Raw genomic sequence first — 12,420 nt, 5'->3', positions numbered from 1 at the left:
GTTTTACTTTTTTAAATTAGATTTGAATGTATAAATCATTCTTTGAATTTCATTCAGTTGTGATATTAGACTGTCGACTTTTTCCACACTTAGCAATTCCAGTTCTCTTGTTAATATTAGCTGTGTCTGTAGCTCAAAAGAAGAGGCATTTGCAATACCCAGAAAATGATAAAATTCTCTATCATTATTTCTTCCTGCTCCCTCCGCAATATTAGATGGAATTGAGACTACGGATCTTTTAATTTGAGAAATCAAGCCAAATTTCTCATCCTTCGGTAAATCAACACAAACAAGGTAAACTTCTTTTGCAAGTTGAATTGATTTCTGCCAGAAAAGTAATTTCTCAAAGTTGTGCATATTTACTTTATTAAAGTCTGAAGTCTAGTGTCTGATATCTGATGTCTATATTATTACTTCTTAAATTTCTCCATTAAATCAATAAACTCATCAAACAAGTAGTTCGCATCTTCAGGGCCTGGGCTTGCTTCCGGGTGATACTGAACAGAGAAACAAGGGTGGATTTTGTGTTTTAATCCTTCATTTGTTCTATCGTTCAGGGCGATGTGCGTTTCGATAAGATCAGTTCCTTTAAGGCTTTCCTGATCCACTGCATAACCGTGGTTCTGAGAAGTGATTGAAACTTTGTTTTTCTCTAAATCTAACACCGGGTGGTTACCTCCTCTGTGTCCGAACTTCAATTTGAATGTTTTAGCTCCGCAGGCTAATCCTATCAATTGGTGTCCGAGACAGATTCCAAAGATGGGAACTTTTCCTAAAAGACCACGGATCATTTCCAAAGCTTTAGGATTATCTTCAGGGTCACCAGGACCGTTTGAAAGCATAATTCCATCCGGATTCATTAATAAAATTTCTTCGGCTGCAGTATCGTGTGATACTACAATAATATCACAGTTTCTTTGGGAAAGTTCTCTGATGATTCCCAGTTTGGAGCCGAAATCTACCAGCACCACTTTAAACCCTCTTCCCGGATTAGCATATGGTGTTTTTGTAGAAACCGTTTCTACCTGGTTGGTAGGGAAAGTTGTTGATTTTAATTCCTGTACGATTGTGTTTTCATCTGCATCGGCGTTCACGATTTTCCCTTTTACAACTCCCGAATTACGAAGAATCCTTGTCAGTTTTCTTGTGTCAATTCCTGAAATTCCTGAAAGGTTTTTCTTTTTGAATAATTCATCTAAAGTAATCTGCGTACGGAAATTTGATGGCAAATCGCAAATTTCTTTTACAATAAGACCTTTAATAGCCGGCTCAATACTTTCATAATCATCACGGTTGATCCCGTAATTTCCGATTAGCGGATACGTCATACATACAATCTGACCACAATAAGATGGGTCGGAAATCAATTCTTGATATCCCGTCATTCCGGTATTGAAAACCACTTCTCCTGCAGTTTCCAATTCTGCTCCGAAACCTTCTCCGTAAAAAACCTCTCCGGATTCTAATATTAATTTCTTTTTCATTTTTATTTTTGTTGTATAATGTATTCATGTATTAACGTATTAACGATTTTCATGAATACCTTTTACATTAATACTTTTTACAATAATTATTTAAATTTAAATCCTTTTTCTTCCAATGCATTTTTCAGTATGGCCATCCTTGCAAAAACCCCGTTCTGCATTTGTTTGAAGATCCTTGAACGTTCACATTCCACAAGATCTGTGTCAATCTCCACTCCTCTGTTGATCGGTGCCGGATGCATAATAATAGCTCCTTTCTTCATTGCCTGCTCCCTTTCTTTTGTTAATCCGTATTTTCTATGGTACTCGGATGCTGAAAAGCTCATTTTAGCATCGTGTCTTTCGTGCTGAATTCTCAACAGCATCAGGACATCCACTTCATGGATCAGCTCGTCTACCGATTGGTATGTTCCGTTGATTAAGGCTCCCTCATCAAACCATTGCTCAGGCCCAGAAAAATATACTTTGGCACCTAACCTTCTTAATGCCTCAGCATTCGAGTTGGCTACCCTGCTGTGTTTCACATCTCCTACGATTCCTATTTTCAGTCCTTCGAATTTCCCAAACTCCTGGTAGATGGTCATGAGATCCAGCATACATTGTGACGGATGGTTTCCGGTTCCGTCTCCTCCGTTGATCACAGGGATGTTGATATTTTTCAATTCTTCGAAGAACCCGTCTTTTTTGTCTCTTATTACGACTAAGTTTACTCCTATACTTTCGATCGTCTTCACAGTGTCATATAAACTTTCGCCTTTATTTACTGAACTGTGAGAAGCATCAAAAGGAACCACCTGCAATCCCAGTTTTCTTTCAGCCACATCGAAGCTTGTCTTTGTTCTGGTGCTGTCTTCAAAAAACAGATTTGAGCAAAAAACCTCACCGTCAATTTTAGCTGTTTTTCCTTCAGCAAAAGCCAGCGCTTCTGTTAGTATACTGTTGATTTTCTCTGTACTTAGTTCTGCAATCGTAAACATAATATCTTAATTTTTTTACATAAAAAAAGCGAAGACAAAATCTTCGCTTAATAACAATAAATATCGTAAAGGGCGCTTTCGCCCGGTAAATCTAATGATATAAATACTCTTTTATTCATTAGGTGCAAAGATATAACAATTAACCGAATTGACAAAACTAAAGTTCTAAAAAAATTAAAAAACTTTAATCACACCTTATTCTCATTTTTTCTTAATATTTTTGTTAAAATTCAAATTGCTCATATGGACGCCAAAGACAAAATGATTCTCAGTATTATCCAGGAAGACTCTACCTTATCTGTAAAAGAAATCTCCGAGAAGATAGGTCTTACTTTTACTCCTACTTATGAGCGTATCAAGCAGCTGGAGAAACAGGGTGTCATTGAAAAATACGTCGGCCTTCTGAATCGTGAAAAACTAGGCCTTAATATTGTGGTGTATTGTAATGTCCGGCTCAAAGAGCAATCCAAGAAAGTATTGGAGACTTTTGAGAAAAACATCAGCAAATATGACGAGGTTCAGGAAATCATAAGTCTCTCCGGAGAATATGATTATATGTTAAAGATCATCGCTAAAGATATCAACTCTTATAATGATTTTGCCGTAAGCGTGATTTCAAACATTCCTAATATTGGTCAGTACCACAGCTCCATCGTTCTGCATGAGGTTAAAAAATCCACCAAATTTAAAATTGACCTGGACTAATTTCTTTTAGCAGAAAGGCATAATGGCCATTATACGATTGGGCAATTCAGCTATTCTACCTTTTTGCCGGATTGGAAATCCAATGTACTGATTTACCCTACTATCTTATTTTTTAATTTATTGAACTGGTAGCTTACTTTATCCAGACAAAGGTTTCCGATACTTCCCTGGTGAGAATGATGGAGGTCTGTAATTTCATAATCAAACTCATTATTCTCAATTTCCTGTCCTACCTTTATATATGCATCACGGAAAGAACTTCCTTTTTTAACCTCTTCATTGATCTTCTCTACACTGAACAGATATTTATATTTCTCGTCTTCAAGAATACCATCCTTTACCTTAATATGTGGTAAAGTGTAGTTCAGGATTTCAAGACATTCCTTTAAAGAGTCAATCGCAGGAAATAAGATTTCTTTTGTGAGCTGCACATCTCTGTGATATCCCGACGGAAGATTATTCGTTAATAAGATAAGCTCATTGGGCAGCGATTGAATTCTGTTGCATCGTGCCCGTACCAGTTCGAAAATATCAGGATTCTTTTTATGAGGCATAATACTGCTTCCGGTAGTAAATTCTTTAGGAAAGCTTATGAAATCAAAATTCTGACTTAAATACAAACATACATCATACGCAAATTTCCCAAGGGTCCCAGCCATTGTTGCCATTGCCATTGCAAGCATTTTTTCAGATTTACCACGGGTCATCTGTGCATATACTGCATTGTAATTCATTGTCTGGAAACCCAGATTATAGGTGGTACTTTCACGATCTATAGGAAAAGAGGAACCATAACCCGCAGCAGACCCTAACGGATTTTTATTAATGATGTTTTTTACCGAAAATAACATTTCAAGGTCGTCCAACAAAGCTTCTGCATAGGCTCCGAACCATAGTCCGAAGGAAGATGGCATTGCAATCTGTAAATGGGTATACCCGGGAAGCAATACATTTTTATGCTGGTCTGCCAGCTGGATAAGCAGTTGGAAAAACCCATCCGTAAGACCTGCTATTTCACGGATCTCATCCAAAAGGTATAGTTTTATATCCAGTAAAACCTGATCATTACGGGATCTTGCCGTATGAATTTTTTTACCGGTATCTCCTAATTTTTCAATCAGGATGGCTTCAACCTGTGAGTGGATATCTTCTGCCTGGGTATCGATTTCGAAATCTCCGTTTTCTATATCTTTTAATATCATCGACAGAACAGAGGTCATCTGTTCAGCTTCTTCATGGGAAATAATTCCAACCTCTGCAAGCATCTTACAATGCGCCAAAGAACCTTTAACATCATATTTCGCCAGACGTTCATCAAAATCAAGGTCTTTACCGACAGTAAACTTATTGACTAATATATTGGTGGCAAGATCATCTTTCTGCCATATCTTTTTCATAATTGTTTGTTTAAAATATTATTAATTGATTTTAGGTTGTTTTTTTACCCAGCATGCTCTTTCCGTCTTCCTGAACTGAACATCTTCCACATTCAACAAAGTCTTTTATTTTTAATTGTCATTTTGCATAAATCTTATTAAAAACGATACTCTTCATTATGATCATGCTGGGTGTCAAAACATTTTCTTTAGATTTCAGATGTCAGATATTTAATGCTTTCAAATAATTCTGATACCTGCTGTCTTTTACAAAACCCTTTCTAAAATCCGGATATAAATATCAATCCCTTCTTTTATCTCATGGAGTTCTATAAATTCATCAGCCGTATGAGAGCGCCTACTGTCTCCGGGACCGATCTTAACAGAAGTACATGGGATAATTGCCTGATCCGAGGATGTCGGGGAACCGTAAGTCGACCTTCCAATAGCCAGTCCTGCCTGTACAAAAGGATGGTCAGGTTCTATTTTTGAAGAATTCAGCCTGAAAGACCTTGCCGTAAGGTTGGATTTAATTTGGGACTGAATGATATCAAAAGCCTCTTCATTCGTATACTCATCCGTCACCCTCACATCCAATGTAAACTGGCAGGATTCGGGAACTACATTGTGCTGAACTCCTGCATGGATACCGGATAGGGTAATTTTAACCTCTCCGAGATAATCAGATACCTTTGGGAATTTAAATTGAGTAATATGCTGCAGATCCTCCATACATTTTACAATGGCATTATCATCATTGGGATGGGCAGCATGGGAAGCAGTTCCTTTCATTTCACCGTCAATGACCAGAAGTCCTTTTTCTGCTATCGCCAGATTCATCTGTGTAGGTTCTCCCACAATAGCCAGCTCCACCTTAGGTAATTGTGGAAAAAGAGCTTCAATTCCATCAAATCCTGAAATTTCCTCCTCTGCCGTCAGGGCAATAATTAAATTATATTTTAAATCGTCTCTATTATAAAAATGTAAAAAGGTTTGTGCTAAAGAAACCAAGGATGCTCCTGCGTCATTGCTTCCCAAACCATACAGTTTTCCATCTTTTTCAATCGCCGTAAATGGATCCAGTGTATACGCTTTATTAGGTTTCACCGTATCATGATGGGTGTTCAATAACACAGAAGGTTTGGATGCGTCAAAATATTTATTGACAGCCCAGATGTTATTTTTAAAACGTTTTACCGGGATCAGATGCTTCTGAAAAAAGTTTTCAATAGCTACAGATGTATTGTACTCATCCTTGCTGAATGAAGGAATTTCAATCAGTTTTTTCAGCAGTTCAATCGCATTATCGAACAGTTCTTCTTGACTATAAACAGATTTCAGTGCCTCCATGATGGTTTTCTATATGGTTTTTTAATTGAGTTTCTTTTATTAAGAATACCTTATTTACATTGTTTTTAATCGCACCCAGTGCGTTTTCAAGTTTTGGCAATATGCCTTTATGCAGTTTTCCTTCTTCTTTCAGCGTTGAAAAATCTTCGGACGATACGCTTTTAATTACAGAATCAGGATCATCCACATTTTCCAATACTCCTTCTTTATCAAAACAATAGAGCAATTCCACATCGTATTTCTTCGATAAGGCCTGTGCAATCACCGAAGCTATTGTATCTGCATTGGTATTGAAAAGATTTCCTTTTTTATCATGCGTAATAGCCGAAAATACAGGAACAAGCTCAAGCTTAATTAATTTGGATATCAATTTATTATTGACACTTTTCTTCTCAATGTCTCCTACAAATCCAAAATCAATTTCTGCATGTTCTCTTTTTTTGGCTTTAATCAAATTGGCATCAGCTCCTGAAAACCCTATTGCCTTACATTTTTTCTGCTGAAGTTTTGCGACAATATTTTTATTAATTCCACCTGCATACACCATTGCCACAATATCCAGAGTCTCCTTATCAGTAATTCTGCGCCCGTTGACGAGCTTCTGCTCAACTCCCAATTTATCAGCCAGGTCAGTAGCAAGCTTTCCGCCACCATGAACAAGAATCTTCTTTTCTTTGATTTGAGAAAACTGATCTAAAAACTGATCCAATAACTCTTCGTCATCAATTAAGGCACCTCCTATTTTTACAACAAAAAGCTTGTCCATAATCTCCTGTTATTTACTTTGGTTAATTTCATCCAGGATTTCACTGAACACTGCCTGAGCAGAAAAAATCCGGTTTTTAGCCTGTTGGTAAATAATAGAATTTTCACCATCCATCACTTCGTCACTCAATTCTACATTCCGGCGAACCGGAAGACAATGCATTACTTTTCCGTTATTGGTTTGCGCTAACTTCTCAGCCGTCAACATCCAGTTTTCCTTCACTTCAGGCATCGCAGCATATTCATCAAAAGATGACCAGTTTTTAACATAGATAAAATCCGCATCTTTTAAAGCTTCATCCTGGTTATGAATGATTTTCGTATGTTTTGTGAAGTTTGGATCCAAATCATACCCTTCGGGATTGGTGATAACGAAATCCACATCCATTTCCTGCATCCATTCCGTAAAGGAATTCGCAACTGCCTGAGCGATCGGCTTGATATGAGGAGCCCAAGTAAGGATTACTTTAGGCTTACGTTCTTCTTTCCAGTTTTCGCTAATGGTTATACAATCCGCTAAACTCTGCAGAGGATGACGTGTTGCCGACTCCAAAGAAATTACAGGAACCTTCGCGTGTTGCTGAAACTGTCTTAGAATACTTTCATTCACATCATCTTCTTTACTTTTCATTCCCGCAAAGCAACGAACCGCAATGATATCGCAGTATTGATTCAATACTTCTATCGCATCTTTAATATGTTCTACAGTATCTCCGTTCATTACAGCTCCGTCGGCAAATTCAAGATTCCAGGCTTCTTGTGCAGCATTTAATGTCAAGATATTAAGTCCCAGGTTCTGTGCAGCGATCTGGCTGCTTAAACGGGTTCTCAGACTTGAGTTCAGAAATACCAATCCAATGGTTTTTCCCTTTCCTTTTTCGGTTTCAGAATGGGGATTTTCTTTTATATATAAGGCTTTTTTTATAATTTCCTGTAAGTTTTCAATATCGCTTACAGCAGTAAAGTTTTTCATTGTATAAATTTTATTTAATGGTCAACAGACTCTTATTTCTATATTTTTAAAACCATTAGAGACATCTCTATAGTTTACCCTTTTACGATTCTGCAATTTTACGTTTAACAATCTATCATTTTCGTTTTTGCAATTCTGCAATTTTCACTCTTACAATTTCGTCAGTACTTCCCTCAATGCACCAATGAAAAGATCTGTTTCCTCTTTCCTGATATTGAGTGCAGGAAGGATCCTCAGCACCGTTTTATCATTAGAATTTCCGGTAAAAATATGATGATCGTAAAGCAGGCTTTTCCTTACCTCTGCACAATCCCTGTCCAGCTCTATCCCGATCATCAGGCCTTTCCTTCGTATAGAGATGATATGTGGTAAATCTTCAATTTCTTTTTCGATATAGCTTCCCATATGCTCAGCATTATCAATAAGGCTTTCATCCCTGATAACATCTAACACAGCAATCGCTGCAGCACATGCCAGGTGATTACCTCCAAAAGTAGTTCCCAGCAAACCATGGCTTGCTTCAAATTTAGGATGGATCAGGACTCCACCAATCGGAAAGCCATTTCCCATTCCTTTTGCGGTTGTAATTATATCAGGCTGGATACCGAACTCCTGGTGAGCAAAGAAATAACCCGTTCTACCATATCCTGACTGAACCTCATCTAAGATCAAAACAGCATTATATTGATCGCATAGCTCTTTAATTTTAGATAAAAACTCAGGCGTTGGAATCATAATTCCACCCACTCCCTGAATCCCTTCAATAATCACCGAAGAAATTGAATCTCCCTGAGTCCTGAAAACTTCCTCTAATTGCTCTACATTATTCCACTCCGACTTTATGAAACGTTCGGAATAATTGACAGGTGCTACAATTTTCGGATTATCCGTTACGGAAACTGCCGCAGAGGTTCTTCCATGAAAAGAACCGGAAAAATAAAGCACTTTACTTTTTCCATTATGAAAAGAAGCAAGTTTTAACGCATTTTCATTGGCTTCAGCTCCGGAATTACACAGGAAAAGATCATGGTCTTCGTATCCTGATATCTCTCCAAGTTTCGATGCCAGTTCAGTTTGCAATTCGTTTTGTACTGAATTTGAGTAAAAAGAAATTTTTTCTAACTGATCCCTTAATTTCTCCTGATAATAAGGATGATTATGACCTATAGAGATCACTGCATGGCCTCCATAAAAATCAAGGTACTTTTCTCCCTTATCATCCCAAAGAAATGATCCCTTTGCTTTTACAGGATTTATATTGAATAATGGATATACGTTAAATAAGTTCATTTTTTTTAATTGAAGTTGAAAATTTTTAGTTACCGGTTTCGGGTTATTGTTTTACAATTCCACCCTTCCCCATTTTACTTTTATAAGAATGTATTTAAAAACCTATTGGTTTCAAATCCAGTCCCAGGTTTTCTTCCCATCCCATGGCAATATTCATATTCTGAACAGCCTGTCCGGAAGCTCCTTTTAACAAATTATCAATCGCTGAGTGAATAACAACAACATTATTATTCTTTTCAATATGAATCACACAGCGATTGGTATTGATAACCTGTTTGAGATCAATTGCTTTCTCACTCACCTTTACAAAAGGTGCATCTTCATAAAACTTCCTGTACAATGTCTCAATATCTGAAAGCTCCAGGTCTGATTTAACCGTTGAGCTGGTAAAAATCCCTCTTGTAAAATCTCCCCTCCAGGGAACAAAATTCAGGCTTACGTCTTTATTGTTAAAAGAATTCACTTGCTGCAAAATCTCGTCTACATGCTGATGGCTAAGTGTTTTATATGCAGAAATATTATCATTTCTCCAGGTAAAATGAGTGGTCACCTGTAAAGACTGTCCGGCCCCTGTCGATCCGGTAATTCCTGTTGTATACACATCATTCAAAAGTCCTTTTTCAGCCAATGGCAATAGAGCCAGCTGGATAGCAGTTGCAAAACATCCCGGGTTGGCAATACTTTTTACCCCCAAAAGATTTTTTTTATTGATTTCCGGAAGCCCGTAGATAAAATTTCTATTTCCGAAAGCACCATCCAAACGAAAATCATTTCCCAGGTCAATCACCAACGTCTCATCTGTAAGAGCATTCTGATTCAGCCAATTCTGACTTTCCTTATGAGGAAGACACAAAAAAAGAATATCTACAGCCGAAGGATTGTCCGTTAAATCCATTTCACAAACCGTCGCTAAATCCGGGTACAGATCAGAAATCTTTGTACCCGAATTAGAACGACTATATAAAAAACTCAATTCAATATTGGGATGAAAAGCCAACAGGCGCACCAATTCACTACCGGTATATCCGTTAGCTCCTACAATTCCTACCGTTTTCATATTTTCACGCCGTTAATCTGGTGGTAAATATTCAGGGAATTGCTTACAATTTTTGTGTACCCTTTTACATCTTCTCCGCTCCATGCTCTGTTTGCCTCTCCGTAACTTCCAAATTGATCAGACATCAGATCATGTTCAGATTCAATGCCGTTCAAAACAAATCTGTAAGGATAAAGAGTGATGAAAACTTTTCCTGTTACCATTTTCTGAGAGTCAGTAAGGAAAGATTCTATATTTCTCATCACAGGATCTAAAAACAATGCCTCATGCAGCCAGTTCCCATACCAGTCGGACAATTGCGACTTCATCATTTGCTGGTATTTCGATAAAGTATGTTTTTCCAATAAATGATGGGACTTGATGATCACAGATGCAGCCGCCGCCTCGAATCCTACTCTTCCTTTAATTCCGACAATAGTATCTCCTACGTGAATATCCCTTCCGATACCGTAAGCAGAAGCCAATTGTTCTATTTTCTGGATAGCATACACAGGATGGCTGAAGTCCTCACCATTTACTGCTGTAATTTCACCGTTTTTAAATTCGATTTCCAGTTCAGATGACTGGGTTTCTTTGATCTGCGACGGAAAGGCCTCTTCCGGAAGGTTATTTCTGGAAGTCAGCGTCTCCTTTCCACCCACAGAAGTCCCCCACAACCCCTTATTAACAGAATATTGAGCCTTTTGAAACTCCATATCATATCCGTGGCTTTTCAGGAATTCAATCTCCTCTTCTCTCGAAAGTGCCATATCACGGATCGGCGTGATAATCTCAACATGCGGAGCCATTACCTGGAAAATCAGATCAAAACGAACCTGGTCATTTCCCGCTCCTGTGCTTCCATGAGCAATAGCATCCGCCCCTTTTTCCAGTGCATATTTTGCAATTTCCTGAGCCTGAATGGTACGCTCAGCGCTTACGGAAAGCGGATAAGTATTATTTTTCAATACATTTCCGAAGATCAGATACTTCACACATGAATTATAGTAATCTTCCTGAGCGTCAATACACCTGTATTCCTTTACCCCTAATTTCAGGGCTCTGTTTTCAAGTTCTTTTTCTTCTTCTTTTGAAAAACCTCCTGTATTCACAGTTACTGCATACACCTCATATCCCAGACTTTCACTAAGATATTTGGCACAGTAAGAGGTATCCAAACCACCACTAAACGCTAAGATTACTTTCTTTTTCATCGATCTTCTTTTTCGTATTATTGTTCGTATAATGTAATCCACCGGATGTAATCTGCCCCGAAGACAAAAGCCCATCCTGATTTACTTCATCATTATCCTTATTTTGAGGTTCATTATTTTTCACCTCCTTTATATCATTGTTGGAAGGAATAAAAAGCATTGCTGTACATAAGCAGTTCTTCCTTTCCTTTTTCATTAAAATTTCGTAATTCACACAGTTTTTACAACCATTCCAAAATTCCTCATCCTGAGTAAGCTCAGAATAAATAACGGGCTTATAACCTAAATCGCTGTTGATTTTCATGACAGCCAACCCGGTTGTTAATCCAAAAACCTTAGCCGCAGGAAATTTATCCCTTGATAACTGGAAAACTTTATTTTTAATCAGGGTCGCAACACCCCTGTTCCTGTATTTTGGCGAAACGATCAGCCCCGAATTGGCCACAAACTGACCGTGGGACCAGGTCTCTATATAGCAGAAACCTACCCATTCCCCGTTTTCAGTAGCAACAACGGCATTGCCTTCTGAAATCTTCTTACTTAAATATTCTATGGAACGTTTTGCGATCCCCGTTCCTCTCCGTTGTGCAGAATCATACATTTCCTGCTGTATTTCACTCACATACATTAAATGTTCGCATGAGGAAATTTCTATTTCCATTTATTTATCTGAATTTTTCGGCAAATTTAAAGCATAATAACTTTAATAACCAAATTAAAAAGATATTTTTTTTGTTTAAATGATTATTACAAGATAATATATCTTATTTGAAATATATAATTTTGCTAAATTATTATATATTTGCTAAAATATTATATATGGAAAACAAATGCCCTAAATGCAATAGCTCCCATCTTGTAAAAAGTGGGGTGATCAACCAGAAACAAAGATTTCATTGCAAATCCTGCAATTATTATTTCACCGTAAAAAAAATAGGCAAGCAGATCGATGACTACTACGTTACCAAAGCCCTTCAGCTTTACCTCGAAGGATTAAGCTTCCGCGAAATAGAAAGGATTATCGGGGTCTCACATGTAACCATAAGCTCATGGATCAAGAAATACAATATCACCCGGCCGCCGCATTCAGAATTCCATCCCGTATATAAAATCCTGAAGCAAAACGAATTGATCGAATACATGTCCAATGAAGACAATATTAAAAACTCAGGATTGATCATCACACAGTTCGCAGATAAATACATGTTGATCAAGTGGGAACGTTTTAAAAAGTAAACAAACAAAAAGAA

13 protein-coding genes are annotated in these 12,420 nt (G+C 37.6%); 2 read left to right on the top strand and 11 right to left on the bottom strand.

From position 1 onward, the window contains the following. Nucleotides 1-3: 3 nt before the first annotated feature. From AC0INN_RS02890 to AC0INN_RS02880, 3 genes are all read right to left on the bottom strand, one after another. Nucleotides 4-357: a four helix bundle protein gene (locus AC0INN_RS02890; RefSeq protein WP_273647564.1), complete on the bottom strand. Its 354-nt coding sequence runs from the start codon at nt 355-357 to the stop codon at nt 4-6. A 53-nt stretch (nt 358-410) separates the two neighbouring features. Next, nucleotides 411-1,484 carry a carbamoyl phosphate synthase small subunit gene (locus tag AC0INN_RS02885; protein WP_273647563.1) on the bottom strand — a complete coding sequence of 358 codons (1,074 nt, stop codon included), beginning with the start codon at nt 1,482-1,484 and terminating at the stop codon, nt 411-413. Between the two features lie 86 nt (nt 1,485-1,570). Next, complete coding sequence (locus tag AC0INN_RS02880; RefSeq protein WP_172277892.1) at nt 1,571-2,461, bottom strand: aspartate carbamoyltransferase catalytic subunit; 891 nt, start codon at nt 2,459-2,461, stop codon at nt 1,571-1,573. Nucleotides 2,462-2,704: 243 nt separating this feature from the next. Between AC0INN_RS02880 and AC0INN_RS02875 the strand changes: the two genes are divergently transcribed. Continuing rightward, the gene (locus AC0INN_RS02875) at nt 2,705-3,166 is read left to right on the top strand and encodes an Lrp/AsnC family transcriptional regulator (protein WP_172277890.1); all 462 of its coding nucleotides are present in this window, start codon (nt 2,705-2,707) and stop codon (nt 3,164-3,166) included. A 92-nt stretch (nt 3,167-3,258) separates the two neighbouring features. Here AC0INN_RS02875 and argH read toward each other — a convergent pair whose 3' ends face one another. The 8 genes from argH to AC0INN_RS02835 all read right to left on the bottom strand — a co-directional run bounded on the left by argH (nt 3,259) and on the right by AC0INN_RS02835 (nt 11,831). Further along, complete coding sequence (gene argH / locus AC0INN_RS02870) at nt 3,259-4,563, bottom strand: argininosuccinate lyase (protein WP_172277888.1); 1,305 nt, start codon at nt 4,561-4,563, stop codon at nt 3,259-3,261. 246 nt (nt 4,564-4,809) lie between these two features. Continuing rightward, nucleotides 4,810-5,892, bottom strand: a complete 1,083-nt coding sequence (locus tag AC0INN_RS02865) for a M20 family metallo-hydrolase (protein ID WP_306611595.1) — start codon at nt 5,890-5,892, stop codon at nt 4,810-4,812. Continuing rightward, nucleotides 5,867-6,658: an acetylglutamate kinase gene (argB, locus tag AC0INN_RS02860; protein WP_306611593.1), complete on the bottom strand. Its 792-nt coding sequence runs from the start codon at nt 6,656-6,658 to the stop codon at nt 5,867-5,869. The genes AC0INN_RS02865 and argB overlap by 26 nt, the downstream gene beginning before the upstream one ends. A 9-nt stretch (nt 6,659-6,667) precedes the next feature. Continuing rightward, nucleotides 6,668-7,630: an N-acetylornithine carbamoyltransferase gene (locus AC0INN_RS02855; RefSeq protein ID WP_306611591.1), complete on the bottom strand. Its 963-nt coding sequence runs from the start codon at nt 7,628-7,630 to the stop codon at nt 6,668-6,670. Between the two features lie 150 nt (nt 7,631-7,780). Then, nucleotides 7,781-8,920, bottom strand: a complete 1,140-nt coding sequence (locus AC0INN_RS02850) for an aspartate aminotransferase family protein (RefSeq protein WP_273647560.1) — start codon at nt 8,918-8,920, stop codon at nt 7,781-7,783. Nucleotides 8,921-9,014: 94 nt separating this feature from the next. Continuing rightward, nucleotides 9,015-9,977: an N-acetyl-gamma-glutamyl-phosphate reductase gene (gene argC, locus AC0INN_RS02845; protein ID WP_306611589.1), complete on the bottom strand. Its 963-nt coding sequence runs from the start codon at nt 9,975-9,977 to the stop codon at nt 9,015-9,017. After that, the gene (argG, locus tag AC0INN_RS02840) at nt 9,974-11,170 is read right to left on the bottom strand and encodes an argininosuccinate synthase (RefSeq protein WP_306611588.1); all 1,197 of its coding nucleotides are present in this window, start codon (nt 11,168-11,170) and stop codon (nt 9,974-9,976) included. Before argG ends, argC begins: the two co-directional genes overlap by 4 nt. Next, nucleotides 11,142-11,831: a GNAT family N-acetyltransferase gene (locus tag AC0INN_RS02835; RefSeq protein WP_172277878.1), complete on the bottom strand. Its 690-nt coding sequence runs from the start codon at nt 11,829-11,831 to the stop codon at nt 11,142-11,144. The genes argG and AC0INN_RS02835 overlap by 29 nt, the downstream gene beginning before the upstream one ends. Before the next feature lie 158 nt (nt 11,832-11,989). On the opposite strand from AC0INN_RS02835, the gene AC0INN_RS02830 reads away from it, so the two are divergent. Then, nucleotides 11,990-12,406, top strand: a complete 417-nt coding sequence (locus AC0INN_RS02830) for an IS1/IS1595 family N-terminal zinc-binding domain-containing protein (RefSeq protein WP_306611586.1) — start codon at nt 11,990-11,992, stop codon at nt 12,404-12,406. The last annotated feature ends 14 nt before the right edge of the window (nt 12,407-12,420 follow it).

It is taken from the genome of Chryseobacterium subflavum (assembly GCF_055762745.1).
Note: the sequence above shows the minus strand (reverse complement) of the source record. Positions and strands in the feature narration are given on the sequence as shown.

Excerpts from the sequence above, each read along its gene's own strand:
- AC0INN_RS02835 (WP_172277878.1), bottom strand. The coding sequence starts at position 11,831 with ATGGAAATAGAAATTTCCTCATGCGAACATTTAATGTATGTGAGTGAA.
- AC0INN_RS02885 (WP_273647563.1), bottom strand. The coding sequence starts at position 1,484 with ATGAAAAAGAAATTAATATTAGAATCCGGAGAGGTTTTTTACGGAGAA.
- AC0INN_RS02850 (WP_273647560.1), bottom strand. The coding sequence starts at position 8,920 with ATGAACTTATTTAACGTATATCCATTATTCAATATAAATCCTGTAAAA.
- AC0INN_RS02890 (WP_273647564.1), bottom strand. The coding sequence starts at position 357 with ATGCACAACTTTGAGAAATTACTTTTCTGGCAGAAATCAATTCAACTT.
- AC0INN_RS02830 (WP_306611586.1), top strand. The coding sequence starts at position 11,990 with ATGGAAAACAAATGCCCTAAATGCAATAGCTCCCATCTTGTAAAAAGT.
- argC (WP_306611589.1), bottom strand. The coding sequence starts at position 9,977 with ATGAAAACGGTAGGAATTGTAGGAGCTAACGGATATACCGGTAGTGAA.
- argH (WP_172277888.1), bottom strand. The coding sequence starts at position 4,563 with ATGAAAAAGATATGGCAGAAAGATGATCTTGCCACCAATATATTAGTC.
- AC0INN_RS02865 (WP_306611595.1), bottom strand. The coding sequence starts at position 5,892 with ATGGAGGCACTGAAATCTGTTTATAGTCAAGAAGAACTGTTCGATAAT.
- argB (WP_306611593.1), bottom strand. The coding sequence starts at position 6,658 with ATGGACAAGCTTTTTGTTGTAAAAATAGGAGGTGCCTTAATTGATGAC.
- AC0INN_RS02875 (WP_172277890.1), top strand. The coding sequence starts at position 2,705 with ATGGACGCCAAAGACAAAATGATTCTCAGTATTATCCAGGAAGACTCT.
- argG (WP_306611588.1), bottom strand. The coding sequence starts at position 11,170 with ATGAAAAAGAAAGTAATCTTAGCGTTTAGTGGTGGTTTGGATACCTCT.
- AC0INN_RS02855 (WP_306611591.1), bottom strand. The coding sequence starts at position 7,630 with ATGAAAAACTTTACTGCTGTAAGCGATATTGAAAACTTACAGGAAATT.
- AC0INN_RS02880 (WP_172277892.1), bottom strand. The coding sequence starts at position 2,461 with ATGTTTACGATTGCAGAACTAAGTACAGAGAAAATCAACAGTATACTA.